Source organism: Streptomyces sp. NPDC041200 (assembly GCF_055591805.1).
This window is the reverse complement of sequence record NZ_JBVIZF010000012.1, coordinates 210610-234274: the sequence shown is the minus strand read 5'-3', so window position 1 is coordinate 234274 and position 23665 is coordinate 210610. Positions and strand designations below refer to the sequence as shown.

General features: G+C 72.6%; 27 protein-coding genes. 4 read left to right on the top strand and 23 right to left on the bottom strand.

The features are described 5' to 3' along the window. From ACZ6CL_RS25865 to ACZ6CL_RS25765, 21 genes are all read right to left on the bottom strand, one after another. The coding region (locus tag ACZ6CL_RS25865) for a biotin carboxylase N-terminal domain-containing protein (protein WP_468939311.1) at positions 1-380 on the bottom strand (380 nt) is incomplete at its 3' end. 51 nt (positions 381-431) lie between these two features. Further along, positions 432-1361, bottom strand: a complete 930-nt coding sequence (locus ACZ6CL_RS25860; protein WP_468939308.1) for an alpha/beta hydrolase — start codon at positions 1359-1361, stop codon at positions 432-434. A gap of 126 nt (positions 1362-1487) precedes the next feature. Then, positions 1488-2213 (bottom strand): DsbA family protein, encoded by a 726-nt coding sequence (locus ACZ6CL_RS25855; protein ID WP_468939307.1) that lies wholly within the window; start codon positions 2211-2213, stop codon positions 1488-1490. A gap of 61 nt (positions 2214-2274) precedes the next feature. After that, entirely contained in the window at positions 2275-3018 is a 744-nt protein-coding gene (gene fabG, locus ACZ6CL_RS25850; RefSeq protein WP_468939304.1) for a 3-oxoacyl-ACP reductase FabG, read from the bottom strand. Between the two features lie 4 nt (positions 3019-3022). Then, complete coding sequence (locus ACZ6CL_RS25845) at positions 3023-3511, bottom strand: 3-hydroxyacyl-ACP dehydratase FabZ family protein (RefSeq protein ID WP_468939302.1); 489 nt, start codon at positions 3509-3511, stop codon at positions 3023-3025. After that, positions 3508-3918 (bottom strand): 3-hydroxyacyl-ACP dehydratase FabZ family protein, encoded by a 411-nt coding sequence (locus ACZ6CL_RS25840; RefSeq protein WP_468939299.1) that lies wholly within the window; start codon positions 3916-3918, stop codon positions 3508-3510. Before ACZ6CL_RS25840 ends, ACZ6CL_RS25845 begins: the two co-directional genes overlap by 4 nt. 1 nt (position 3919) lies before the next feature. After that, positions 3920-4174 (bottom strand): acyl carrier protein, encoded by a 255-nt coding sequence (locus ACZ6CL_RS25835; protein WP_468939297.1) that lies wholly within the window; start codon positions 4172-4174, stop codon positions 3920-3922. Between the two features lie 62 nt (positions 4175-4236). After that, the gene (locus ACZ6CL_RS25830; protein ID WP_468939295.1) at positions 4237-5187 is read right to left on the bottom strand and encodes an ACP S-malonyltransferase; all 951 of its coding nucleotides are present in this window, start codon (positions 5185-5187) and stop codon (positions 4237-4239) included. 22 nt (positions 5188-5209) lie between these two features. Next, positions 5210-6331: a beta-ketoacyl synthase N-terminal-like domain-containing protein gene (locus ACZ6CL_RS25825; RefSeq protein WP_468939292.1), complete on the bottom strand. Its 1122-nt coding sequence runs from the start codon at positions 6329-6331 to the stop codon at positions 5210-5212. Positions 6332-6381: 50 nt separating this feature from the next. Next, entirely contained in the window at positions 6382-6792 is a 411-nt protein-coding gene (locus tag ACZ6CL_RS25820) for a hypothetical protein (RefSeq protein WP_468939289.1), read from the bottom strand. Positions 6793-6796: 4 nt separating this feature from the next. Beyond that, a complete protein-coding gene (locus ACZ6CL_RS25815; RefSeq protein ID WP_468939332.1) occupies positions 6797-7204 on the bottom strand; it encodes a hypothetical protein in 408 nt (135 codons plus the stop codon). Next, complete coding sequence (locus ACZ6CL_RS25810; protein WP_468939288.1) at positions 7204-7530, bottom strand: hypothetical protein; 327 nt, start codon at positions 7528-7530, stop codon at positions 7204-7206. The genes ACZ6CL_RS25815 and ACZ6CL_RS25810 overlap by 1 nt, the downstream gene beginning before the upstream one ends. Beyond that, complete coding sequence (locus ACZ6CL_RS25805; RefSeq protein WP_468939285.1) at positions 7527-8285, bottom strand: SDR family oxidoreductase; 759 nt, start codon at positions 8283-8285, stop codon at positions 7527-7529. The genes ACZ6CL_RS25810 and ACZ6CL_RS25805 overlap by 4 nt, the downstream gene beginning before the upstream one ends. A gap of 58 nt (positions 8286-8343) precedes the next feature. Then, on the bottom strand, positions 8344-9300 hold the full coding sequence (locus ACZ6CL_RS25800; RefSeq protein WP_468939282.1) for a beta-ketoacyl synthase N-terminal-like domain-containing protein: 957 nt from the start codon (positions 9298-9300) through the stop codon (positions 8344-8346). Then, the gene (locus tag ACZ6CL_RS25795) at positions 9300-10472 is read right to left on the bottom strand and encodes a beta-ketoacyl-[acyl-carrier-protein] synthase family protein (RefSeq protein WP_468939280.1); all 1173 of its coding nucleotides are present in this window, start codon (positions 10470-10472) and stop codon (positions 9300-9302) included. The genes ACZ6CL_RS25800 and ACZ6CL_RS25795 overlap by 1 nt, the downstream gene beginning before the upstream one ends. Then, positions 10472-11473: a hypothetical protein gene (locus ACZ6CL_RS25790; protein ID WP_468939277.1), complete on the bottom strand. Its 1002-nt coding sequence runs from the start codon at positions 11471-11473 to the stop codon at positions 10472-10474. The genes ACZ6CL_RS25795 and ACZ6CL_RS25790 overlap by 1 nt, the downstream gene beginning before the upstream one ends. Beyond that, complete coding sequence (locus ACZ6CL_RS25785) at positions 11473-12537, bottom strand: beta-ketoacyl synthase N-terminal-like domain-containing protein (RefSeq protein ID WP_468939275.1); 1065 nt, start codon at positions 12535-12537, stop codon at positions 11473-11475. Before ACZ6CL_RS25785 ends, ACZ6CL_RS25790 begins: the two co-directional genes overlap by 1 nt. After that, the gene (locus tag ACZ6CL_RS25780) at positions 12534-13694 is read right to left on the bottom strand and encodes a beta-ketoacyl synthase N-terminal-like domain-containing protein (protein WP_468939272.1); all 1161 of its coding nucleotides are present in this window, start codon (positions 13692-13694) and stop codon (positions 12534-12536) included. Before ACZ6CL_RS25780 ends, ACZ6CL_RS25785 begins: the two co-directional genes overlap by 4 nt. Positions 13695-13698: 4 nt before the next feature. After that, positions 13699-14934: a beta-ketoacyl-[acyl-carrier-protein] synthase family protein gene (locus ACZ6CL_RS25775; protein WP_468939270.1), complete on the bottom strand. Its 1236-nt coding sequence runs from the start codon at positions 14932-14934 to the stop codon at positions 13699-13701. A 37-nt stretch (positions 14935-14971) separates the two neighbouring features. Next, positions 14972-15223 carry an acyl carrier protein gene (locus tag ACZ6CL_RS25770; RefSeq protein WP_009717613.1) on the bottom strand — a complete coding sequence of 84 codons (252 nt, stop codon included), beginning with the start codon at positions 15221-15223 and terminating at the stop codon, positions 14972-14974. Between the two features lie 271 nt (positions 15224-15494). After that, positions 15495-16256, bottom strand: a complete 762-nt coding sequence (locus ACZ6CL_RS25765) for a helix-turn-helix transcriptional regulator (protein ID WP_468939267.1) — start codon at positions 16254-16256, stop codon at positions 15495-15497. A gap of 361 nt (positions 16257-16617) precedes the next feature. Here ACZ6CL_RS25765 and ACZ6CL_RS25760 point away from each other — a divergent pair, with 361 nt between their 5' ends. From ACZ6CL_RS25760 to ACZ6CL_RS25745, 4 genes are all read left to right on the top strand, one after another. After that, positions 16618-18180, top strand: coding sequence for an MFS transporter (locus ACZ6CL_RS25760; RefSeq protein WP_468939265.1), 1563 nt, complete (start codon positions 16618-16620; stop codon positions 18178-18180). Between the two features lie 86 nt (positions 18181-18266). Then, positions 18267-19286 carry a zinc-dependent alcohol dehydrogenase gene (locus ACZ6CL_RS25755; RefSeq protein WP_468939262.1) on the top strand — a complete coding sequence of 340 codons (1020 nt, stop codon included), beginning with the start codon at positions 18267-18269 and terminating at the stop codon, positions 19284-19286. Positions 19287-19925: 639 nt separating this feature from the next. Further along, positions 19926-20702 (top strand): LLM class F420-dependent oxidoreductase, encoded by a 777-nt coding sequence (locus ACZ6CL_RS25750; RefSeq protein ID WP_468939259.1) that lies wholly within the window; start codon positions 19926-19928, stop codon positions 20700-20702. After that, complete coding sequence (locus tag ACZ6CL_RS25745; protein ID WP_468939257.1) at positions 20699-21964, top strand: MFS transporter; 1266 nt, start codon at positions 20699-20701, stop codon at positions 21962-21964. Before ACZ6CL_RS25750 ends, ACZ6CL_RS25745 begins: the two co-directional genes overlap by 4 nt. On the opposite strand, the gene ACZ6CL_RS25740 is transcribed toward ACZ6CL_RS25745, so the two are convergent. Both ACZ6CL_RS25740 and ACZ6CL_RS25735 read right to left on the bottom strand, forming a co-directional pair. Further along, positions 21961-23013 (bottom strand): ABC transporter substrate-binding protein, encoded by a 1053-nt coding sequence (locus ACZ6CL_RS25740; protein WP_468939255.1) that lies wholly within the window; start codon positions 23011-23013, stop codon positions 21961-21963. The two genes, ACZ6CL_RS25745 and ACZ6CL_RS25740, sit on opposite strands and share 4 nt — an antisense overlap. Before the next feature lie 43 nt (positions 23014-23056). Then, the gene (locus tag ACZ6CL_RS25735) at positions 23057-23620 is read right to left on the bottom strand and encodes an ABC transporter permease (protein WP_468939330.1); all 564 of its coding nucleotides are present in this window, start codon (positions 23618-23620) and stop codon (positions 23057-23059) included. Positions 23621-23665 lie beyond the last annotated feature (45 nt).

Genomic DNA, 23665 nt, shown 5'->3' with positions numbered 1-23665 from the left:
GCTCCGGCGCGCTGGGCGATGTGGCGGGCGGCGACCTTGTCGCCGAGGTCACGGATGGCGTGCGGGGGCGGGCCGATCCAGGTCAGCCCGGCGTCCAGGACGGCCTGGGCGAACTCGGCGTTCTCCGAGAGGAAGCCATAGCCGGGGTGGACGGCGTCGGCGCCGGAGTCGGCGGCCGCGGCCAGCACCTTGGCCTGGTCCAGATAGCTGGCCGCCGGGGTGTCACCGCCCAGCGCATAGGCCTCGTCCGCCGCGCGCACATGAACGGCGTCCCGGTCCGGATCGGCGTAGACGGCTACGCTCGCGATCCCGGCATCCCGGCAGGCACGGGCAACACGGACAGCGATCTCGCCACGATTGGCGATGAGCACCTTCTGCATGCTCTCTCTTCCCTCTTCAGAAGTTGCCGTCCGGCACGGACGGTCAGGTAGCTACCCCAGGGCCCGCTTGAGGAAATCCAGTACCACGCTCGCGTAGCCCTCGGGATCGCTTTGCAGCCCGAGCAGATGCCCGGCTCCCGGGAGGACGTGCGTCTCGGCCTGGGCATAGCGCTCGGCCAGCGCGTCCACCGAGGAGGGCGGCACGATCGCATCGTGCTCGCCCGACATGAACAGGAGTGGGATCTTGGCGAACTTGCCGGTCGCGGGCGGTGGCCATTGGGCGCGCAGCATGGCGGGGCCCAGGGCGCACAGGGCCCGGGTCACCACGGAACGGGACGGTTCGCCGCTCAGTACCGGGGGCATCGGCAGCGCCTCCGCCTCCAGGTACTTGCGCAGCAGCGGCGCGACGTCGTGCCCCGGGCCGCTGTCGCACACGAGCGCGTCGAACTCGAACCCGTCGTGGGTCAGCGCCCACATGGCCGAGAAGCAGGAGAAGGAGAAGCCGTAGACGGCGATGCGCGCCGTGGCGTACCCCTGCTTGCCGCGCAGCCAGGACACCACCGAGGTGACATCGCTCGCGAACCGGTCGCCGAGCCCGAACAGCGCCCGGTCGTCGCTGCTGGCCCCGTGGTTCCGGTGGTCGAACAGACAGACCGTGTATCCGGCGTCGTGCAGGAACTTGGCGTGCCCGAGGCTGTGGTCCTTGCCCGCTCCCATGCTGTGGCCGAGCACCACGACCTTCTCGGAGGAGCCGGGGCAGAGCCAGGCGTGCACCCGCTTCCGGCGGCCGAGCGGGATCTCCAGGTCGGTGCAGGGCAGTCCGTGGTCCCGGGGGTGGGCCCGCTGGGTGCGGTTCCGGGGGTGGAAGGCGATATAGGCCAGCGAGGCCCCGTACAGCGGGGCTATCGGCAGTGCCGCGACCGAGAGGGCGCGGGATCCCAGCGAGGGTGGCCGCACCGGCGTCCGGGGTGGCTCGGGCATCGGCGTCCTCCAGGAGGGGGTGGAGTGTCCGTCGGCGGTCAGGGCGGTCTCGTCTCGGTCGGTGCCGTGCGGTGGGGCAGCGGGGGCGGGTACGTAAGGATGACGGCTACCAGGCGGTACGGGCGGTCACCCGCACCCCCCGGCGTGGCCCTGGTCGCCGGAGCGCGCGGCCGCGAAGTCAGCGTCGGCCGGACCAGGGTCGCAGGGAGTCGGCGCGGCGCGGGAACGGACCGCCTCGGCGAACGCCGGGAGCCGGTCCACGCCCCAGTACTTGTCGTAGCCGAGCAGGAAGAACGGCACGCCGAACACCCCGTCCCGGCTGAGGTTCAGCAGCGCCTGGAGCCCGCGCCCGGCGCGCAGTTCCGGGTCGTCGGCGGCGCCCGTCATCCGGTCCGCCACCCCGGCCGGAAGGCCCAGGTCCGCGGCGATGTCCGCGATGACCGCGCGGTCGCAGATGTCCCGGCCCTCCTGCCAGCGGGCCCGGTGGACCCGCTCGATGTACGCCGGGCCGCACCCCGCGTCCAGCGCCGGAAAATACGCCAGATGCGGTACTTCCCAGACCGGGTCCCGGTCCACCGGCCAGGTGACGCCGAGACCGCGGTCGGCGGTCAGGCGGCGCACGTCCTGGAGGATGTAGAGGTGCTTGTCGCGTGACATCACCGTGTACGGAAAGGACCGCTGGTGCTCGGCCATGCGGCGCTCGCCGTCCGCGTCCGGCTCCCACCAGGGGTGCCATTCCACCACCTGTGCGACATCCGGAAAGCGGTCCATCAGATCACGGTAGGCGATCCAGCTGTACGGGCTGCGGAAATTGAAATAGAACCGCGGCACCCTACTGCGCCTGGCCGTCATGTCCGTCCCCCTTCATCGGGACCGTTCGGATCCCTCCGCCGCCGCCCGCTCACTCACTCGCTCAGATCACAATGCCACCGTCGACCTGGAACACCGCTCCGGTCACATACTCCGCCCCGACCAGGTACGCGACCATGTCCGCGACCTCCTCCGGGCGTCCGAAGCGGCGCAGCGGGATGCTCTGCTCCGCTTCCTTGCGCACACTCTCGGACAGCGCCGCCGTCATATCCGTCTCCACGAAGCCCGGCGCGACCACATTGGCCCGGATGCCGTACCGTCCGACCTCCTTGGCGAGCGATTTGGTGAAGCCGATGATCCCGGCCTTGGAGGCCGCGTAATTCGACTGTGCCGCATGGCCGTGTACGCCCGCTACTGAGGAGATGTTGATGATGCATCCGGACTTGCGTTTCATCATGCCGAATACCACCGAACGGCATATGTGGTACGTGCCGTCCAGGTTGACTTCCATGACGCCCCGCCATTCCTCGTCCTTCATCAGCAGCAGCGGATTGTCCCGCGCGATGCCCGCGGACACCACCGCCACGTCGATGGGGCCGAGCCGGTTCTCGGTGAACGCCACCAGCTCGCGCACCGCGTCGGCGTCCCGTACGTCCGTCTGACGGCCGACGACCCGGCCGCCGCCGCGCCCGGCGGCCTCCTCCTCCAGGGCGCGGGCCGCTTCGGGGCTGGACTGATGGCAGAACGCCACGTCGAAACCGTCCCGGGCCAGCCGCAGCACGGTCGCGCGGCCGATGCCCCGGGAACCGCCGGAGACGAGGGCCACCTTGCTCTGCGCGTCGGACATGGTGTTACGTCACCTCTCCTGCCGGGGCCTTGAGTTCCGCCGCCGGACGCATCGTCATCACGAGCCGCCCGACGGTGAGCACGGTCGCGCCCCCGACCAGGCTCTCTCCCTCGAACATGTACGTCTCCCCGACCTGGCGGGCCAGCCGGACGTGGTGTTCGACCACATCGCCGGGGAGGACCGGGCGGTGGTACGCGGCGTCGGTGACCCCGCCGAGCAGCATCGCCATGCCCTCCAGCACATCCGGATTGGGGTCCTCCCAGGCCACCAGAACCCCCGCCACATGGCACCAGGATTCGAGGAGCACCGTCCAGGGGTAGTGGTAGGCCTCCGCGGGAGCGTCGTCCGGGACGGCCTCGTACCAGGGTTCGTTGCAGGTGACGGCCTTGAGCCCGGAGGCGCGCTCACCGGGGACCAGTTCGGTGACCCGGTCGATCAGCAGCATGGGGTAGCGGTGCGGCAGCACCCGCTTGATCTCGTCCACGGTGATCATCCGATGGCCTCCCTCTCGGCAGGGGCCGTGAAGCGCAGCCGGACGCGGGCGGCGAGCCCGCGCTCGGTGGTGGCCTCGGCCCGGCAGCGCCAGCCGCCCGTCGCCTCGTCCCGTAACCAGGTGAACTCGCAGTTCAGGGTGGAGCCGGGGAAGACCGGGCCGAGGAAGCGGGCGGACTCGACCGCCGCCAGGACGCTCCCGGGCTCCGGCAGCGTGGCGAGGGCGCCGCGCTGGACGTACTCGACGACGCACACCCCGGGGAAGATCGGGAAGCCGGGGAAGTGACCGGCGAACACCTTCTCCGCTCCGGTGATCACGACCGCGCACCGGGCGGGCCGCTCCCCCGGCGCCCCGGGGTCGACCACCTCCAGGGTGCCGTCGACCGGTCCGCACGCGGTCGCCGTCACCTCACTTCTCCAGCTTCGAGGCGAGCAGTTCGTACACCTTCTGGAGGGTGGTGATGCTCTTCATCTCCTTCTCCTCCAGCTTCACCGCGTACTTCTTCTCCAGCTCGACCATGACCTCCAGGGCCATGAGCGAGTCGACGCCGAGGTCCTTGACGAAGTCTGCCTCGTCGGTCACCTCCTCCTCTTCCACATCGAGGACTTCCGCGACGAAGGTGCGCAGTTCGTCGAGGTCCAGCGCGGCGGTGGCGTCGGCCATCGGGGGTTCCTTCCGCTCTCGGGGGTCTTCTTCGGGGCTCTTCTTCGGGGCTTCTTCGGGGCTCAGGGGGTGGCGTGTACGGCGGCGGGCGACTCGATGGGGACGGTCTCCGCGCCCTTCGCGATCCGGCGGATCATCCCGGTCAGCTGGCGGCCGGGGCCCAGCTCCACGAACCGGGTGCAGCCCAGCTCGTCCGCGAGGGTCCGTACGCACTCCTCCCAGCGCACCGGGCTGGTGAGCTGGGCGAGTTCGCGGTCCCGCCACCGCTCGCCACCTCGGTGGGGGCGCGCGTCCACATTGGCGACGACCGGGGTGTGCGCGGGCGCGAACTCCACGGCGGCCAGCGCCGCGCGCAGTTCGTCCGCGGCGGCGGCCATGAGCGGGCTGTGGAACGCGCCGCCGACGGCGAGCCGGAGCACCTTGCCCCCGCTCTCCGCGGCCAGCGCGGCGAGCCGGTCGACGCCCTCGGCGGTGCCGGAGACGACCAGGTTGCCGGGTGCGTTGACGCCTGCCACCCACACGTCCGGCCCCTCCGCCCGCACCCGGCCGGTCAGCGCGTCCACGGCCTCGGCGTCCAGCCGGACGACGGCCGCCATGGTGCCGGGCGAGCGGTCGGCGCAATGGCGCATGGCGCGGCCACGGGCGGCGACCAGCCGTGCCGCGTCGGCGAGCGGCAGCGCCCCGGCCGCGTACAGGGCGGTGTACTCGCCGAGGCTGTGTCCGGCGCACGCGGCCACCTCGCCCAGCAGCCCGGCGGCGGACGCCTCATGGTGGACGATCACCTGGTACCCGAAGACGGCGAGCTGGGCCAGGTCGGTGCGGCGCAGCGTGTCGTCGTCGGCCGTCAGCAGCAGCTCCCCGACGTCGACGCCGGTGTGCTCGGAGATCTCGTCCGCCAGCGGCCAGGACGCCGTGTCGCGCCACGCCCCGCCCATGCCCGCCTTCTGGGCGCCCTGCCCCGGGAAGAGCAGCGCCGTGCGTGCGCCGCTCGCGGGTATCTCACCGCCTGTCATCCGCGCCTCCCTCCCCGCTCATTCACCGGGTCCGCAGCAGCGCCGCGCCGACCACGCCGTCCCGGTCGACCGTGGTGACCAGGGCGGGGCTGCCGGGGGCGATCTCGCCGCGCTCGGCGAGCGCGAGGACGGCCGCGATCTGGAAGGCCGCCGAGGCGGCGCAGGTGTCGCCGATCGCGTCGGCCGTCGCCACCCGCGGCGGCTGATGGCCGCCGAGGACGTCGGCGAGCGCGGACCGCTCGGCCTCGCCCTCGGCGCCGGGTGCCTGGGAGTCGGCGAGGGCCCGTACCTCACCGGGCGCGGTGCCGGTACGGTCCAGCAGCCGCGTCACCGCGTCGGCGAGCGCCGTACGGGCCGCCGCCGGGTTCGCGGCGAAGCCGAACTCCACGCCCTCGACCTCGGCGAGCCCGCCGCGGCCGTGTTCGCGGGCCTCGTCGGCGGTCTCCAGCAGCCAGACCGCGGCGCCCTCGCCGAGCACCGCCGTCGCGTCGTCGTCGGCGCGGGTGTGCCACTCCAGCCAGGCGCGGGCGGAGGTGAACTCCTCGACCGCCCCGCACAGCACGGTGCGGGCGCGCCCCGCGCGCTGGAGCCGCAGCGCGTACCGCAGGGTGAGCAGCCCGGCGGCGCGGCCGCCCGCGAGGGTGGCGTTGGGGCCCTTGAGCCCGTGCCAGATGGCGGACTGGCCCGCCGCGCAGTTCATCACCGTGTTGGGGAACCGGGCCGGGTCCACGAAGAAGGGCTTGGCGCTGACGAGCGAGTCACGGGTGAAGTCCATGATGGACTGGGCGCTTCCGGTGCTGGTGCCCAGCGCGAGACCGGTGTGCTCGCCGACGCCCGGCAGCCGCTCGGCCCCGGCCGTGTTCTCCCCTTCGCCGGAGAGCAGATGGCGGATCGCGGTGACGGCGAGGCCGGTGACCCGGTCCATGGAGCGGGTGTTCTTGCGGCCGAGGATCTCCCGGATGTGGAAGTCCGGGACGAGACAGGCCTCGTGGAACGGAACCGACCACTCCTCCGGGTCCAGCGGCTTCCCGGTGGAGCGGCCGGACCGCAGCCCGCCGCTGAAGTCCGCGGCCCGCAGCCCCAGGGGCGATACGGCGGTCCACGCGGAGATGACCGGGCGGACCGCGGCGGGAGCGTTGACCATCGGTACTCCTTCGGTAAGGGCGGTAGTGGCCCGGGGGCCGGACGGGGTGCTCACAGGAACCACACCTGTTCGTAGGAGGGCCATCGCGCGGCGAGCCCGTGCGCGTCGATCACCTGGACGCCGGGCAGCAGCCGGTCGGCGGCGGTGCGCCCCAGCGCGGCCAGGTCGGGCCGCTCGACCAGCACGGTCACCCCGGCGTCCAGCACCTTCCCGATGGACGCGCGCGGATCGGGCAGGGTGTCGAGGGTGCGCCCGCCGAGCCGCAGCGGCGGCTGGGGGGCGGTGCGCAGGGCGTAGCCGACAGCGGGGCCGCGCAGCGCCAGATCGCAGCCGCCGCTCTGCCGGTGCAGATCGGGGACGACGTAGAGGGCGTCAGCGAACTGGGTCTCGACCGAGCCGCGGTAGGCCTTCTCCATGATCAGCAGCCAGCGCGCCCGCTGCGACATGACCTCGTCCGGCATGGTGTCAGCACACCCCCATGACCAGGGCCTTGTCCGCCGCCTTGACGTGTTCGGCGAACAGGAACGGGGACCGCTTGCTGACCTGGGGGATCTGCTCGGCCGCGCCCCGGTCGTCGGCGCAGAAGCGGCAGACGTACCAGTAGAGCCGGTCGGGGTGGTCGGCGAGCAGATCGCGGACGATCAGCGCGGTGGACGGGTGGCGGCGCTCCAGGTCGGTGAGGTCGCGCGGTTTGGTGTCGCCAAGGGCCGCGCTGGTCAGCCCCGTGGCGTCGCCGCAGGTCCAGATCTGCACCCGGGCGCCCCGGCCGAGCAGCGCGGTGGCCAGCCGCAGCGCCGAGGTGACCAGGTCGCTCTGGTGGGGCGCGCCGAAGAGGTTGAGCAGCACGTCGGTGGCGGGGATCGGCCGGGACATCAGTGCCACACCGCCCGCACCTGGGGTTCCAGCAGCTTGGCGGCCACGTCGTCCATCTCCACCATGCGGACGTCGGCGGCGAGATCGGCGGCGGGCAGGGCGCGCTGGGCGGCCGAGAAGGTGTCCACCCACACCTCGCCGCCGTCGCGCAGGAACGTCTCGATGCCGGGCGCGGCGCCGGGGAGTGCGGCGGTGACCCCGTTCTCGACGAGGAACAGCACCACCCGGTGGCCGTCCCCGGCCAGCCGTGCGGCGTCGCCGACGAAGCGCTCACAGGCGGGGCCGGTCTGCGGGCCGCCGCTCTCGATCAGCAGATGGTCCGTCATGTCAGCAGCTCACCGCCGTCCACGCCGATCACATTGCCGGTGATCCAGGAGGAGTCGGTGCGGGACAGCAGGGAGACGGCCTCGGCGACGTCCTCGGGGCGGGTGAGCCGCCCGTGCGGGTTGAGGTCCCGGGCGTACGCGGCGAGCCGTTCGCTGTCGGGGATGCGCTCCATGGACGGGGTGGGGGTGACCCCGGCGCGCAGCGCGTTGACGGCGATGCCCGAGGGGGCGAGTTCCAGGGCGAGTTGGCGTACGTGGGACTCCAGGGCGGCCTTGGCGGCGGAGACGGCGCCGTAGTGCGGCATGACGCGGGTGCCTCCGGCGGAGGTCATCGCGTACACCTTGGCGCCCTGGCGCAGCAGGCCCGCGGTGAACAGGTCCTGGGTCCAGTAGACGAGGGAGTGCGCCATCACGTCGAGCGTCATGTTCATCTGACGGGAGGTGAGGCTGTCTTCGCCGTCCGGGGTGACGTACGGCAGCAGGGTGCCGAACGCGAGGGAGTGGACCAGGACGCGGACGCCCTTGCCGCCGGTCAGCTCCTCGAATCGGGGCAGCAGCTCCTCGCGGGTGCGGGCGGAGGCCGCGTTGGCGTTGAAGAAGTGCGCCCCGACGCCGTATCCCCGCATCTCCTCCTGGGCGACGGCCGCCTTCTCCTGTCCCTCGGTGGTGTCGAAGTGGACCCCCAGGACGCTGACGCCCGCGCGGGCCATCTCGTGGGCGATGGCCAGGCCCATGCCGCTGGATGCTCCCAGCACCAGGCACCAGGATCCTTCGAGTGAGGTGATCATCGGCCGCTCGCCCTCCGTCGTCCGGTCATCGGCTGCTCGCTTCCGGTCCGCCGGGCCCGCCCGGGGTGACCAGGCAGACGGCGGTGTTTCCCTCGGCCGCCGCGGTGACGACGGCGTGTGCGTGGGCGTGTGGGTTGTCCAGGGAGCCGCGCAGGGCGGCGGCGACGTGGGCCATCGGCGCCAGACAGCCCGCGCCCGCCGGGACGCGTTCGGCTTCTTCCAGCGCGGCCGCGACCGCCTCGCCCACCGGGGAGCCGTCCAGGACGGCGGTGACGGTCAGCGGGGCGTCCGGCCGGTGGCCGAGGGCGGCGAGCGCGTCCCGCAGCGCCGCCGCGGCCTCCCCGGGCCCGTCGGCCGAGGCGGCGAGGCCGGGCGGCAGGAAGAACGTGACGACACCGACGCGCCCGTACGCCCGTCCGCCGCGCTCCGCGACGGCCGCCGCGGGCTCCAGCAGCAGCGCGACGGCACCGGCCTCCGAGGTGTACGCGCCCGGCTCGCCCTCCGGCAGCGCCTCCTCGGTCGCCCCGGCGAGCAACCGGGAGGCGCGTCCGGCGGCGACGGCGCGGGCGCCGGTCCACAGCGCCTCCAGGCCCGCGACGCGGGGGCTGGTGAGGGTGAGGTTGAACCCCTTGAGGTCGTGTTCGGTGGCCAGTCGGCTGCCGAAGAGGTTGACGGAGAAGTAGGGCGCGGTGGCCGGGCTCAGCTCCCCGGCGCCCGCGCCGACGACCGTACGGTCCATCGCGTGGTGCAGGGAGACGGCCGCGCTGTTGGTGCCCACCGCGGCGCCGCGGCGCTCTGGTTCGGCCGCCGTCAGGGCGTCGTCGCCCGCGTCGGCGAGGGCGCGCTTGGCGGCGGCCAGCACGTACTGGGAGGCGCTGGGCAGGTACTTGTAGCCGCGGCGGCCCAGCTCCGTACGGAAGTCGAAGCCGTCCGCGCTCACCTCGCCCACGCCCGTGACCACGAGATCCATCGGCAGGTCCATCAGCGGGCCTCCGCGAAGACGAGGGAGATGTTGTTGCCGCCGAACGCGTAGGCGTTGACCATCCCGTAGCCGCCGGTCAGCGGGGTGGGCCCGGACGGCAGGGGTACCTCGCACTCCGGATCGGGCGTCCCGATGGGCAGGTTCGGCGGCAGCGTGCGGCGGTCCAGCATCAGGACGGCGGACAGCGCGGCGAACGCGCCCGCCGCGCCGCCGGTGTGGCCGATGAGCGCCTTCAGGCTGTAGAGCGGCGTGCGGGGGGCCACGGCGGCCAGCACCCGGCTCTCCACCACGTCGTTGAGGTCGGTGCCGGTGCCGTGCGGCACCACGAAGCCGACCTCGCCCCCGCCCGCCTCGCGCAGCGCCTCCCGCATCGCGCGCTCGATCTGCCCGCCACCGGGCTCGGGCGCGGTCGCGTGGTGGGCGTCGCAGCTCCAGCCGGTGCCCGCGAGGCGCGCGTAGGCGCGCTCGGCGCCCCGCGCGCGGGCGTGCGCGCCGGACTCCAGGACCAGGACCGCGGCTCCCTCGCCGAAGACCGTGCCGCGCCGGTCGGCGGAGAACGGGCGGCAGCGCTCGGGGTCGATGGCGCCCAGCCGGTTGAAGCAGGCGAGCGCGACCCGGGAGTACGCCTCGGCGCCGCCCGCGAACACCACGTCCGCCTCGCCCGCGCGGATCAGGTCGGCGGCGACGGACAGCGCGTAGCCACTGGCCGAACAGGCGTTGCTGACACAGGTGTTGGGGCCGCGCGCGCCGAGCAGACCGCCGACCGCCGAGGCGACCGGGAAGACGGGCGCCCAGCGATCGGCGTCCGGGGCCTTCCCCTGCCACCACGCCTCGTGCAGCTCCGTATCGCCCATGCCGCTGCTGATCGCGACGGCCACCCGGCGCGGATCGACGCTGCCCCACTCGGCGAGCCCGGCGTCCCCGGCCGCCTGCCGGGCCGCCTCGATCGCGAACCGCGAGCCGCGCCCCAGCGGCAGGCCCTCCCACTCCGCGGGCCCGTCCGGCACGTCGGCCTCGGGCACCAGATACATCCGCGGATGGTCCATGTGAGCGAGCGGATCGGGCACCCGGGACGGGGCGGTGCGCGCGGTGTGCATACCGCGCCAGAAGGCGTCGACGCCCGTGCCCAGCGGGGACAGCGCCCCCACTCCGGTGACCAGTACGTCGTCCATCAGGTGCCGCTCGGCTTTCCGGCCAGCGCGTCCAGCACCCGCTGGTCGAAGGGGACCAGGTGCCAGTCGCGACGGTTCTCGATCAGCGCGTAGCCGTGCACGATGCCGCCGGTGGCGGTGAGGGTGAGGGCGCCGTCGCGGACCGCGTAGCAGTCCATGCGGGCGGTGTAGGTGAGGTCCTTGAAGATCTCTTCCACCGTGTAGACGGTGTAGAGGTCCTCTTCCATCAGCGCCTCGTCGGTGATCCGTATCCAGGAGCGCGGCACGACCGGTATCCACCGGCGGTCGTCCAGCAGCGTCTTGATGGAGATGCCGCGGGACTTCACGAAACGGTCCTTGGCCTCCTCCATCAGCCGCAGATAGCCCGACATCTGCAGCCGCTCGGTGAAGTGGCAGTACGGGTAGGTGATGTTCCACTTCCAGGCATGGGCGTTACGGCCCTCCGTGAGCGCTGCCAGGACGGCCCGCTCGTCGTCGCCGTCCGGAACGGCTGGCACGGCCGGGCGCGGCTCGGTGGGCGCGTCCTCGCCCAGCCGGTCCACCGTGAAGCGGCCGAACTCACCGGGCGGTTCGGCGGGGCCCGGCAGGGGTTCCGTCAGATACGTGTCGGCGCGCAGCGAGACGCGGACCGTGGCGGTGACGGCCTTGAGGACGGAGCCGTCGCGGTCGACCCGGAGGGTCACCCGGAAGACCAGCGCGGTGTCGCTGTCGGAGGTGTGCGGCACCACCTCGGCCTCGGCGTCGTCGTCCATGTGGAAGGCGTGCAGGATGCGGCTGTCCAGCGCCACGATGTCCAGCCCGAGCCCGTGGTCCTCGTACAGGCGTCGCGCGGGCGCCCCGCAGCGGGCGAAGTGGACCAGCACCGCCTCCTCGATGAGGTAGTTGACGTGCTTGAAGCCGATCCACGTGCAGATGTTGGAGCCCTCGTACCGCGGACGCAGCCGCACCGTGGTGGTGTCGGCCAGCAGGGCCTTCGTCGACATCTGCGGGGCGGCTCTCATCAGGTGCACTCCATGGCTGAAATCGCTGACATCGCTGACCTTGCTGACCTTGCGGAAACCTCTGGAAGGGGCTCGTCCGGCCCGCGCAGCAGCAGCCCGGCCACGGCGTCGGCCGTGTCGTCGCCGCTGGTGATCAGCGCCTCGCCCGGTCCGGCGCCGAGCCAGCCGACCGCGGCGGCGCACTGGAGGACGCCGAGGGCGCCGGAGGCGCGGCCGACGGTGGTGGTGACGTCATGCCGCGGTACGGACCGGGGCACCGGTATCGCGGTATCCGGCTCCTCGTAGCGCTCCGGGGTGAACCAGACGCCCGGCCCGTCGCCGCCCTCCGGCAGCAGCGCCCGGACACAGCCCGCGAGCCCCGCCCGGCGCTCGTACGGGCCCAGGACGGCGGCGGCGCGCACCCCGCGCTCCTCCGCCCAGCGCGCGCCCTCGACGACGAGGGCGGCCGCGCCGTCCAGCAGGTCGTCGGCGGGCCGGGCGAGCAGGTCCGCCACGACGGCGTTATGGGTCTCGACGCCGACCACCAGGGCGCGGCGGACGCGGCCCGCGGCGACGAGCGTCGCGGCCCAGTGGACGGCGTCGAGCCCGGACGTCGGCCCGTTGCACAGCATCAGGTTGGGGCCGCGCAGCCCGTGCCTGATCGCGACCCAGGAGGCGATCACATTGCTGGAGGCGTTGGGCAGACTCATGGGGCTCAGGGAGCGGGCCGAGTCCTCGGCGATCGCGGCGGCGGTGAGGCACGCGGTGTCGAGGTTGCCCAGGTTGGAGCTGGCCACCACGCCGACGGTGTCGCCCGGCACGGTCAGCCCCTCCCCATCGGCGCCGCCGGTGCCCTCGGCGGGGACGAGAGCGGCGTCGCGTAACGCGTCGAGCGCGGCGCACAGCGCGAGTTGGGTCGCCCGGTCCTTGTAGCGGTGGCCGCGGCGGCCGATGCGGGCGCCGGTGTCGAACGGTTCGGGGGCGCCCCCGGGGGCGCGCGTGCCACGCAGCAGCGCGCCCGGGGAGTCCGCGCCGGACAGGGCCAGACCGACTCCGGAAACGACGGCGGTGCCGGGGGCCCTCACGGCTCGGCCCTCTCCACTATGGCGACGGCGTTGACCCCGCCGAAGCCGAACGCGTCGATCTGGGCGAACCGCAGTGCCTCGTCGTACGTGTCCGCGCCGGACGGCTCCCGGACGAAGCGGAAGGCCGCCGCCTCCGGCAGCGGGTCGGTGAGGCCGAGGGTCGGCGGTATCCGGCCCGAGGTCAGCGACTTCAGCGCGACGATCAGGCTGACCAGGCCCGAGCTGCCCGAGGTGTGGCCGGTCATGGACTTGATCGCGGTCATCAGCGGCGTCGTCACCTCGGCGCCGAAGACCTCGGCGATGGCGGTCGCCTCCGCGCTGTCGTTGAGCTGCGTCCCGGTGCCGTGCAGCAGCACCAGATCGATGTCGCCGGGGGTGACGCCCGCCCGCTGCTGAGCCTCGTGCACCGCCCGTACGATGCCCTGCGCGTCGGGCGCGGTGACATGGCGCGCGTCGCAGTTCATGCTGACGGCGCGGAGTCTGCCGAGCGCGCCGGAGCGCGCGCCGGACTCCTCCCGGCGCAGCACCACCGCGGCGGCGCCGTCGCCCATCAGCACCCCTCGGCGCTCCCGGTCGAACGGCCGGACCCGGTCGGGCGGTTCGGCGTTCACCCGGTCCAGCAGCCCGTACATGGACTCGGTGAGGCTGTCGACACCGGCCACGATGACCGTGTCCTCTTCGCCGGTGGCCAGCAGGTCGCTGCCGAGGGCGAGGGCGTACAGCGAGGCCGAGCACGCCCCCGCGAAGGTGTGGGTGCGCACCGCGCCGAAACGTTCGCGCAGAGCGGTGCCGAAGTGCAGCCGCGCCGCGGTGTCGAACGCGGTGCCGTCGCGCCAGGCCAGTTCCGCCGAGCGCAGCTCGCGCAGCCCGGTGCCGACGAGGACGGGCACCTGGCTCAGGTCGTCGCCGAGCCCGGCCTGCGCCGCCGCCTCCCCGACGGCGCGCAGCAGCCAGTCGGTGGCCCGGCCGGGCACATCGGCGCCGGGGCCGCCGGGCCGGTCGTCGATCTCGTACGCGTGCCGCGCCCGGTAGCGGCCGGTGTCGAAACCGCGCAGTTCGCCGATTCCGCTGGTGCCCGCGCACAGGGCCGCGAAGACCTCGTCGACGCCTTCGCCCACGCTCACCACGGCGCCCGCGCCGGTCACCAGCTGACTCATGTCCTTATTTCCAGTCCGTGCCGCGCTTGCCGAAGATCACGACGGCGTTGTTGCCGCCGAAGGCGAGCCCGTTGTTCTGTACGACCCTCAGCTCGGCGTCCACGGCGTGGTTCGGTACGACGTCGAGTCCGCACTCCGGGTCGGTCGTGACGTGGTTGATGGTCGGCGGGATGAACCCCTCGGTGAGGGCGAGCGCGCAGGCGATGGAGGCGAGCGCCCCGGCGGCGCCCATGGAGTGGCCGATCATCGACTTGATGGACACGGTGCGCGGCGGGGCGGCGTCGCCGAAGACCTGGCGGATGGCGCGGGCCTCGGTGATGTCGTTGGCCCGGGTGCCGGTGCCGTGCGCGGAGATGAAGTCGACCTCCTCCGGCTTGATCCGGGCGTCGTCGAGGGCGAGCCGCATGCAGCGGGCCACGCTGTCCTGGTTGGGGGCGACGGGGTGGTCCGCGTCGCAGTTGAGGCCGTAGCCGAGGACTTCGGCGTAGATCCGGGCGCCGCGGGCCAGCGCCGACTCCAGGCTCTCCAGGACGAGGACGCCCGCGCCCTCGCCGGTGAGGATGCCCTTGCGGTCCTTGTCGAAGGGCTGGCAGCGCTCGGGCGCTATGGTGCCCAGCCGGTAGAAGCCGGTGAAGGTCTTGCGGCACAGCGCGTCGGCGCCGCCGCACAGGGCGATCTCCACGTCGCCGCCGCGGATGGCGTCGTAGCCGTAGCCGATGGCGTAGTTTCCGGCCGCGCACGCCGTGGGGAGGGTGACCGCCTCCGTACGGCTCAGCGCGAACTCCTCGGCGATGACGGCCGAGAGCCGCCCGGCGGGCACCCGGCGGGCGACGGTGGGGTCCATCCGCTCGGGCCCGAGGTCGACCTCCGTCTCGACGAGCTGGTCCAGGTCTCCCGACTCGCCGTCGGTGGTGCCGATGGAGATCAGCGACGGGACGGCGCGCAGCGCGTCCTCCGCGATCCCGGCGTCGGCCACCGCCATGCGGGCAGCCGCGACCGAGAACTGGCTCGCCCGGCCGAGGTTGCTCACGTCCAGATTGCGGATCCACCGCCCGGGGTCGAAGTCCGGGACCTCGCATGCCATCGCATGCTCGAAACCCTCCGTGTCGAACGCGGTGACCGGCCGTGCCGCGCTCTTCCCCGCGCGCAGTCCGGCGAGGAATTCCGCGGTGCCGACGCCGATACCGGACACCGCCCCGAGGCCGGTGACGACGACCCTGCGACCCGACTCACCACGCATATCGCCCTGCCTTCCGAGGAGTTGGCCGAGGGGCCTGTCACCAGCCGGCCGCGTCGGAAACAACCTCGTAGACGCCCTTGAGGTTCACCATCCGGCCCAGCTCGGACTGGTCGATGACGACGTTGAACGTTTTTTCGAGCGCCGCGAGTATTTCAATGGCGCGCAGTGAATCCGCATCATGCTCTTCTTTGAAGAGGCTGGTCTCGGTGACCTCGTCCGGGTCGATCTCAAGGATATCCGTGACGATTTCCTTGATGGTTTCCCGACGCTCTTCGACGATGGCGGCCATTACCGCGCACCTCCATTTTCGGCATGGGCAAAGCGACGACTGCCGTTGACGCTATGCGCCGCTCGGGGGGCCGACAAGCCCCGAGTCCACTACCTGTCACACCGCCCGTGAACCCAACCGGACGACAACCACGGCTGTCATAAAGCTGCACCACGCAGCCGGTTACCGGAACGTCAGGATGCCCAATCTGCAGCAAGCTGCCACGGCGATCCCCACAGACCGCTCAAATCAGCCGGAACCCGACTACCCGACTACCCGTCACAGGAGTCGACTAGTCGCGCTCCGCCTCCATGAGCCCCGCGCGCACGGCCCGCACCCCGGCCTGGAAGCGCGACTCCACCTTCAGGTCCCGCATGATGTCGGCCACGTAGCGCCGGTACGTACGCACCGAGAGCCCCAGCTTCCGGGCGGCCGCGTCGTCCTTGTAGCCCTCGGCCATCAGCGTCAGCACCTCGCGCAGCACCCGGCCGCGCGCGCCGCCCTCGAACGACAGCGGCCGCATCGGGCGCTGCGCGGTGTCCCACATCCCGCACAGCAGCCGGTGCAGCATCGCGGCCACCGTCGAGTTCTGGATCATCGACGCGCGGGAGCCGCCCGGGTCACCCGGGGAGCGCTCGGGCGCGATCACCGCCGCGCCGTCCACCGCCACCAGCTCCTGCCCCACGGAGCCGCACACCCGCACCTCCAGCCGCGGCACCGTGCCGACCGTGCGCTGCCACACCGTCGTGCGGAGCACCCGCGGCGGGCACAGCATCCGGACGCGCACGCCCTTGCCCGACAGCTGTGCGAGCGTCTGCGCCACCAGCCGCGCGTGATCTTCGCAGGTCACCTCCGGCAGGCTCCAGATCACGTCACGCTCGGCGCGCAGCACCAGCCGTGCCACCCATCCGGCCACGACCTCGCCGTCCACCGGCAACTCCGCCGCCGCCGAGGCGAGCGCGCCGCGGCGGTGGTGGTGCACGGCGGACTCGATCAGCCGTAACGCCTGGCCGAGGGCTTCTTCCAGGTTGTCCGACCTGGCTTCCGGCTCCATACGAACCGCTCTCCTTGTGCCCGTCTCGCCGTCAATACCGTCGATACCCTCAATAGGCGTACGGTCATTTGGTTGAATTCCAAAATGGCTCAAAGGACACCCCCCGTTCCCCAGTCGAGGCACAGTAACGAGCCATCTGCCGAAACGGCAAGGAACATCATGACTCAACGGGTCGTCAGCCGGGTAAATACCTTCGCTCTCCCGTGTGGGAAGAGCCGTGGGCGGGGTGAAGGGGCTGCGCCCCGGCTCAGCAGATTGGTAACTTCCTCTTGAGCCAGCAAGCCTTGAGCCAGCAAGCCGTCCCTTGCCGTACGAGCGCGGACCCCCCACCCTCACGTGGTCCCCGAAAGGCGCCGCCCCCATGGCCGCACAGAACACCGCGATCACCGACCCGGCACCGGCAGGCGCTTCGCAGTCGCCCACCGGCCGCCAATGGCTCGCTCTCGCGGTGCTGGTCTTCTCCCAACTCGCGGTGTGGCTCGACAACACCGTCCTCAACGTCGCGCTCAAGACACTGGCCGACCCGGACGAGGGGCTCGGCGCCAGCCCCAACCAGCTCCAGTGGAGCATCAGCTCCTACACGCTGGTCTTCGCGGTGCTGCTGTTCACCGGCGGAGTGCTCGCCGACCGCTACGGCCACCGCAACCTGCTGCTCACCGGCATGCTCGTGTTCGGTGGCGCCTCGGCGTGGGCCGGGTACGCGGGCTCGGCGACCGAACTCATCGTCGCCCGCGGGGTGATGGGCGTCGGCAGCGCCCTGATCATGCCCGCGACGCTCGCGCTGATCGCCCAGGTCTTCGACGAACGGCACCGCGCGACGGCCATCGCCATCTGGTCCGGCTCCAGCGGCATCGCGATCGCCACCGGGCCGATGCTCAGCGGGGCGCTGCTCGACCACTTCTGGTGGGGGTCGGTCTTCCTCGTCAACGTGCCGATCGTGGTGCTGTGCGTGGCCGGTTCGCTGCTGTTCCTGCCCGGGGCGGCCGCCAAGGTGCGGCAGAAGTTCGACCCGCTGGGCGTGGTGCTCTCCACCGTCGGCCTCTTCGCCATCGTCTGGGCCGTCATCGAGGGCGGCCACCGCAACGACTGGAACGATCCGGCCATTCTGGGCGCGTTCGCCGTCGGCGCGGTCCTCGTCCTGGTGTTCGTCCTCGTCGAACTGCGCGTCGAAAACCCCAGCTTCGACGTCCGGCTCTTCCGCAACAGCCGGTTCACCGGCGCCAGCGTGGCCGTGATGCTGACCTTCTTCGGCCTCAACGGCTCGATGTACTACACCAGCTTCTATCTCCAGGGCGTCCACGGGCAGACCCCGCTGGAGTGCGGGCTGTCCATCGCCCCCGTCGCCCTCGGCGTGCTGCTGGGCGCGCCGCTCTCGGCGAAGCTGGTGCGGGCGTACGGGGTGCGGCGCGTCGTCACCGTCGCCATGCTCATCGCCACGACCGGCTTCTTCGCGTACGTCTTCCTCGACGAGCACAGCGGGCTGGGGCTGTTCTGGGTCTTCCTGATCCTCCAGGGGCTCGGCATGGGCGCCGCCGTGGCCCCCACCACCGAGGCCATCATGGCCGTCCTGCCCGCCGACCGCACCGGCGCCGGGTCCGCCGTCAACAACGCGATGCGGCAGATCGGCGGCGTCCTCGGGGTCGCGGTCCTCGGCTCCATCCTGGCCGGTGTCTACCGCGGCGAGATCTCCCCCAAGCTGGGCGATCTGCCGCCGGGCGCCGCCGGTGCCGCCGAGGAGTCCCCCGAGGCCACCCGCCTGATCGCCGACCGGCTGCGGATGCCGCGGCTGTCCGACTTCGCCGACCAGGGCTTCGTCCACGCCATGCACGTCGCCGCCGTGGTCGGCGCGATCGCCGCGGTGGCGGGAGCGGCCATCATCTGGTGGACCTTCCGCCGGGCGTCGCACGCCGAGGGCGCCAGCTGATCACCCCGCGTGATCCTTTCCTTGCCTCCCCCGGGGCACGGGCATAGCCTCCCGGCACAACGTCCGTATTCCGGAAGGCTGTTCCCATGCGTACAGCGGTCATCACCGCGGCAGGCGAGGTCGAGTTACGACGGATACCCGTGCCCGACGTCGAGGACTCGGAGGTCCTGGTGCGCATCGCGGCATGCGGCATCTGCACCATGGAGGCCAACCTGTACGCCGGGCGCATGGCCGTCTACCCGGCCGCCGCCGGACACGAGATCTCCGGGTGGGTCGAACGCGTCGGCGCCACCGCCGCCGACCTGGAGGACATGCCCGCCGTCGGCTCCCTCGTCACCCTCGACGGCCTCCCCCGCTGCGGCGCCTGCCGCGCCTGCCGCCGGGGCCAGTCCGCCATCTGCGTCGCCCTCCAGGGCCGGGTCCGCGAGGCGGACGGCGCGATCGCCATGGGCGCCGGACTCGCCGACCACATCGTGCTCCCCGCCTCCCGCGTCTGGTCGGTCGGCGACACCGACCCGGCGGTCGCCGCCATGGGCGAACCCCTCGCCTGCGTCGTCCACTCCCTGCGCCGCGGCGGCTTCCGCGCCGGTGACCGGGTGACGGTCATCGGCGCCGGGTACATGGGCCATCTGCACCTGGCCGTCGCACGCGAGCTGGGCGCGCGCGGGGTCGCGGTGGTGGAACGCGACGAGGAGCGCCGCGCGGCGGTGGCGGCGGCGGGCGCCGACACGGCCGTACGCCCGGAGGACGTCGCCCAACTACCCTCCGCTGACGTCGTGTTCGTCACCATCGCCAGCGCCGAGTGCGTCGCCGCCGCGCTGGCCGCCGTGGCGGACGGCGGCACGATCGTCCTCTTCGGCGGCGCCCCGGACGGCCCCCCGGCCGCCCTCCCGGGCTACGAGGTCCACCGCCGCCAACTGACCGTGACGGGCTCCTTCAGCCACGAGCCGGACGACTGGCGCACGGCGGCCGAACTCCTCCGGGGCGGCTCCCTGGCCCCCCGCCTGGCAGACCTGGTGACGGCGCGGTACGGCCTGGACGAGGTGGAGAAGGCCCTGAAGCAGGCGGCCGAGACCCCGGTCTACCGCGTAGTCGTCACCCCGTAGCCCCGCGGCCTGGCCCGGGGCCCCGGCAGCCCGTACGAGACGGACGCGCCCCGCAGCCCCCGGCAGCCCCGCACCACCGGACCCAGCCCGCCACCCGCCGCCGGGAACGCGGCGCCGCCTCGGAGGACCCACCCGCCCCGGCGAACGAGGCGCACACCCCGGCCCCCACCAACAGCAAGCAGCCCAGGGACCAGGGACAGGCCCCACCCCACCACCCGACAACGAGCCCGCGACACCGCCCCGGAAGGGCGCGCCCCGCCCCCAGCAAACCAGCAGCCCGCAGCCCGAGCCCCAGAACCAGCACCCCACCAGGCGGCTCCCGGGCCCACAACCCCGCCGCCCTACAACGAGTACGCACCCCCACCCCGCAACACCAGGACCGGGAACCCACCTCCGCAGCACCGAGCACGCGGCCCGCGTCACGGCAGCGGGGGCGCGCGGCCCCGCCCCCGAGAAGCGGTCGGCCGGGCCCGTCCGGCGAACCGGGGCACGCCCCGCCCGCCGCGCGGGCCCGGGGCAGCGCCCCGCCCGCCGCTCACCGGGCGTGCGGGCGTGGCCCGCGGGGGTGGGGTCCAGGGGCGCAGCACCTGGTTCGGGAAGGGGCGGGGTGGGGAAAAACCAGCGATCGAAAGGACCACCGTGCGCATCGGCGTACAGCTCCACCCCCAGCACACCGGCATCCAGGAACTCCGCACCGCCTGGCGCCAGGCCGACGCCCTCGGCGTCGACTCGCTCTGGACCTGGGACCACTTCCTCCCGCACACCGGCGACCCGGACGGCACCCACTACGAGTGCTGGTCGCTGCTGTCCGCGATGGCGGTCGAGACCCGGCACGCCACCATCGGCCCCCTCGTCACCTGCACCGCCTTCCGCAATCCGCATCTGCTCGCCGACATGGCCCGCACCGTGGACCAGCTCAGCGGCGGGCGGCTGGTGCTGGGTCTTGGCGCGGGGTGGTTCGAGGCGGAGCACACCGCGTACGGCATACCGTTCCCCGGCCCGGCCGGGCGCATGGACGCGTTCGCCGCCTCCATCACGGCCGTCAAGGCGCGGCTGGCCCAGCTCAACCCCGGCCCCGCGGGCCCGCTTCCGCTGCTCATCGGGGGCGCCGGGCGGCTGCGCACCCTGGAGCTGGTGGCCCGCGAAGCGGACTGGTGGAACTGGTACGGCTGGGCCGCGACCGACCCGGTCGCCGAGTTCCGGGAGCTGAACCGGGCCCTGGACGAGTGGTGCGAGCGGGTCGGCCGCGACCCCGGGCAGGTGGCCCGCACCGTCATGGTCAACCCGGACCAGCTGCCGCTGACGGAGGGGTTCGCGGAGGCCGGGGCGGTGCACCTGATCGTGTCGCTGCCCGCCCCGTACGACTTGGGGGCGGTCGAGAAGCTGCTCTCCCTGCGCGCCGCGCTCACCCCATGAAACGGGAACCGAAACGGGATCCCCTGGGGCACCGCTTCGCCCTGCTCATGGGTGCCCTGCTGGTCTCCACCCTCGGCAACGGCCTGTGCTTCCCGTTCACCGCGATCTACGTCAGCGAGCTGCTCGGCCTCGGCGCCCGCGCCGCGGGCGGGTACTTCATCGCCATGGCCGCGGCCAGCTTCGCCGCGGCCCTCGTCGGCGGCCCGCTGGCCGACCGGCGCGGGCCGCACCGGGTGGGGGTGCTGGGCGGGGCGGCGCTGGCCGCCGGGTACGGGATGCTGGCCCCGGCCGACACCACCCCCCTGGTGCTCGCCTCGGGGGCGTGCGTGGGCGTGGGATTCGGACTGTTCTACGCGTCGATCGTGGGCGTCGTGGACGCGGCCGTACCGGAGAGCGGCCGCCGGACCGCGTTCTCCGTCCGGCACATCGTCAACAACGTGGGCATCGGGGTGGGTTCGGTGGCCGCCGGGCTCGCGCTGCGGGGCGCGCACACCCCCACCGGCACCCTCCGCTGGCTGTACCTGGCCAATGCCCTGGCCGCACTGCCCCTCGTCGCGGCGATCTGGTCCGTACGTCCGCGCACCGGGCAGCCCGCGCGACCAGCCGACGCGACGACGGACGCACCGGCCGACAACGCCACCTACCGCGACCTGCTGCGCGCCCGCCCCATGGCGCTGCTCATCCTCGCCCAGGCCCTCTTCGCCATTGTCGGCTTCACCCAGATCGAGGCCACGGTCCCGCTGCTCCTGCATGACGACATGGCCGTCACCCTGGGCTGGGTGAGCACCGTCGTGGCGGCCAACTCCTTCGCCCTGGTCGCGCTCCAGCCGCTGCTGAGCCGCTGGCTGGAGCGGCTGCCGGAGACCGTGAGCCTGGCCGCGGGGCCGGTGCTGTGGGTGGCGGCGTTCGGCTGCGGGCTCGGGGCGGCGCTGGCCGGGGACGGGGCGGCGCCCGCCCTCCGTTACGGGCTGCTGCTGGCCTTCGCGGTGGTCTTCGCGGCGGGCGAGCTGACGTACTCCTCGGCCTTCTACCCGCTGCTGCTGCGCTGGTCCGGCGAGGCGGCCGTGGGGCGGGCGAGCGCGCTCGCCTCGCTGGCCTGGAACCTGGGCACGGCGAGCGGGCCGCCGCTCGGGCTGTTCGTGGTCGCCCACCTGTCGGCGACGGGCAGCTGGACCGCGCTCGCGGCCGGTGCCGGGGGCGCGTTCGTGGTGGCCGCCGCGCTGCACCGGCGCGCGGCGGCCACCACGAGCGCCAGGTACTAGGACTTCGGCAGATAGCCGTTGTCGTACGCGTCCTCAGGGGTGACCGTCTTCTCCAGCAGCCCCTGGTCGTACATGAAATCGGCCATCCGGGCCCAGGTCTGCGGGTCGTTGACGCCGACCTCGCCCTGGTCGGTCTTCATCATCGGCACCGTGGCCTTGAGGACCGCCATCGCGTTCTTCTTCTGCTTTTCGCCGCGCAGTCCGGGCACGTATTTCTCGCTGAGCTTGATGGTGTCGTCCGGGTTGTCCATCGCGTAGCGCAGCCCGCGCAGCGACGCGGCGACGAACTTCTTCATGTCGTCGCCGCGCTTGTCCAGCACGTCTTTCTTGACGCCCAGACCGACCCCGACCAGCGGATCGCCCTTGTCCCCGGAGTCGAGCGTAATCGCCCGGACCTCCTTACCGGCCTCCTCGAAGGAGATGGCGTCATTGTTCAGATAGCCCATGACACCCTCGACCTTGTTTCCGGTCAGGGCCGCCTGCTGGGTGAATCCAATGTTCTGGATCTTGGCCTGCTTCGGGGAAAGTCCGCCCTCCTTGAGAAGGGCGAGCAGACCGAAATAGGTCTCGCCGAAGGGGCCGGGAGTGCCGATCTTACGGCCCTTGAGATCGGCCGGTTTCCTGATGGCCGAGTCCTTGGGCACGATCAGGCCCACGGGGTATTTCTGGTAGAACGTCGCGATGTCCACGACCGGCAGATCGCTGGAGGCGCGCGCCTGGAGCATCTCGTCGCCGCCCGCGTAGACGACCTCTTCCTTGCCGGACTTCAGGGCCCCGAAGAGGTCTTCGCCGGCGCCATGATGACGCAGCGTCACCTTGAGCCCAGCGTCCTTGTAGTAGCCCTTCTCGGCGGCCACATAGAAGGGCGAGAACTGGATGTTCGGGGTGTAGGTCAGCCCCACGGTGATGCTCTTGCCGCCCTTGCCCTCCGCGTCCTTCGGCTCCTCGGCGCATGAGGTCAGCGTGGCCGCGGCCACCACCGACACGAGAGCCGCCCCCAGAACCCGCTGTCTGAGGGCGGCCCTCATGGACGTCTGCACAGAACGCACGTACTTCTCCTCGCGAATCGACTCGTGAATCGAACAGTGCTGGTCAGTCACGCTGGGCGAGCCGCTCGACCAACCGGACCACGCCGTACAGTCCGGCGGCGAGCAGGGTGAGCATGACGAGTGTCGAGAACAGGCCGATGGTGTCGGCCGCCTGGCGCTGCACCGACAGCAGCTGCCCCAGCCCCTCGCCGCCCATGGCGAACTCCCCGACCACCGCGCCGGTGATGGAGAGCGTGAGCCCGTTGCGCACCCCGGCGAGGATGCTGGGCAGGGCGAGCGGAAGCTCGATGTACCAGAGCATCCCCCACCACCCCACGCCGTCCACCCGCGCGGCGCCCAGCACCTCGGGGTCCAGGGCGCGCAGCCCCAGCACGGTGTTGACGAGGATGGGGAAGAAGACGAGCAGCGCGCACAGCACCGCGATCGGCAGCAGCCCGTAGCCGAGCCACAGCGCGAGCAGCGGGGCCAGCGCCACCGCGGGCACGGCCTGCGACGCGGCGATATACGGCTGGAGCGCGGCGGCCGCCAGGTCGCTGCGGGCGATGAGATAGCCGAGTGGCAGCGCCACTCCGATTCCCATACCGCTTCCGGCCATCGCTTCCCGCACGGTTTCCCACGTGTAGTCGACGAGTGAATCGTGCAGTAACGCGTC

What these genes read in the sequence shown, in the direction of transcription:
- ACZ6CL_RS25745 (WP_468939257.1), top strand. Translation starts at nt 20,699, where the DNA reads ATGAAACGGGAACCGAAACGGGATCCCCTGGGGCACCGCTTCGCCCTG.
- ACZ6CL_RS25770 (WP_009717613.1), bottom strand. Translation starts at nt 15,223, where the DNA reads ATGGCCGCCATCGTCGAAGAGCGTCGGGAAACCATCAAGGAAATCGTC.
- ACZ6CL_RS25830 (WP_468939295.1), bottom strand. Translation starts at nt 5,187, where the DNA reads ATGACAGGCGGTGAGATACCCGCGAGCGGCGCACGCACGGCGCTGCTC.
- ACZ6CL_RS25835 (WP_468939297.1), bottom strand. Translation starts at nt 4,174, where the DNA reads ATGGCCGACGCCACCGCCGCGCTGGACCTCGACGAACTGCGCACCTTC.
- ACZ6CL_RS25810 (WP_468939288.1), bottom strand. Translation starts at nt 7,530, where the DNA reads ATGACGGACCATCTGCTGATCGAGAGCGGCGGCCCGCAGACCGGCCCC.
- ACZ6CL_RS25760 (WP_468939265.1), top strand. Translation starts at nt 16,618, where the DNA reads ATGGCCGCACAGAACACCGCGATCACCGACCCGGCACCGGCAGGCGCT.
- ACZ6CL_RS25790 (WP_468939277.1), bottom strand. Translation starts at nt 11,473, where the DNA reads ATGAGAGCCGCCCCGCAGATGTCGACGAAGGCCCTGCTGGCCGACACC.
- ACZ6CL_RS25780 (WP_468939272.1), bottom strand. Translation starts at nt 13,694, where the DNA reads ATGAGTCAGCTGGTGACCGGCGCGGGCGCCGTGGTGAGCGTGGGCGAA.
- ACZ6CL_RS25855 (WP_468939307.1), bottom strand. Translation starts at nt 2,213, where the DNA reads ATGACGGCCAGGCGCAGTAGGGTGCCGCGGTTCTATTTCAATTTCCGC.
- ACZ6CL_RS25860 (WP_468939308.1), bottom strand. Translation starts at nt 1,361, where the DNA reads ATGCCCGAGCCACCCCGGACGCCGGTGCGGCCACCCTCGCTGGGATCC.
- ACZ6CL_RS25815 (WP_468939332.1), bottom strand. Translation starts at nt 7,204, where the DNA reads ATGTCCCGGCCGATCCCCGCCACCGACGTGCTGCTCAACCTCTTCGGC.
- ACZ6CL_RS25800 (WP_468939282.1), bottom strand. Translation starts at nt 9,300, where the DNA reads ATGGACCTGCCGATGGATCTCGTGGTCACGGGCGTGGGCGAGGTGAGC.
- ACZ6CL_RS25795 (WP_468939280.1), bottom strand. Translation starts at nt 10,472, where the DNA reads ATGGACGACGTACTGGTCACCGGAGTGGGGGCGCTGTCCCCGCTGGGC.
- ACZ6CL_RS25765 (WP_468939267.1), bottom strand. Translation starts at nt 16,256, where the DNA reads ATGGAGCCGGAAGCCAGGTCGGACAACCTGGAAGAAGCCCTCGGCCAG.
- ACZ6CL_RS25845 (WP_468939302.1), bottom strand. Translation starts at nt 3,511, where the DNA reads ATGATCACCGTGGACGAGATCAAGCGGGTGCTGCCGCACCGCTACCCC.
- fabG (WP_468939304.1), bottom strand. Translation starts at nt 3,018, where the DNA reads ATGTCCGACGCGCAGAGCAAGGTGGCCCTCGTCTCCGGCGGTTCCCGG.
- ACZ6CL_RS25775 (WP_468939270.1), bottom strand. Translation starts at nt 14,934, where the DNA reads ATGCGTGGTGAGTCGGGTCGCAGGGTCGTCGTCACCGGCCTCGGGGCG.
- ACZ6CL_RS25820 (WP_468939289.1), bottom strand. Translation starts at nt 6,792, where the DNA reads ATGCCGGACGAGGTCATGTCGCAGCGGGCGCGCTGGCTGCTGATCATG.
- ACZ6CL_RS25825 (WP_468939292.1), bottom strand. Translation starts at nt 6,331, where the DNA reads ATGGTCAACGCTCCCGCCGCGGTCCGCCCGGTCATCTCCGCGTGGACC.
- ACZ6CL_RS25755 (WP_468939262.1), top strand. Translation starts at nt 18,267, where the DNA reads ATGCGTACAGCGGTCATCACCGCGGCAGGCGAGGTCGAGTTACGACGG.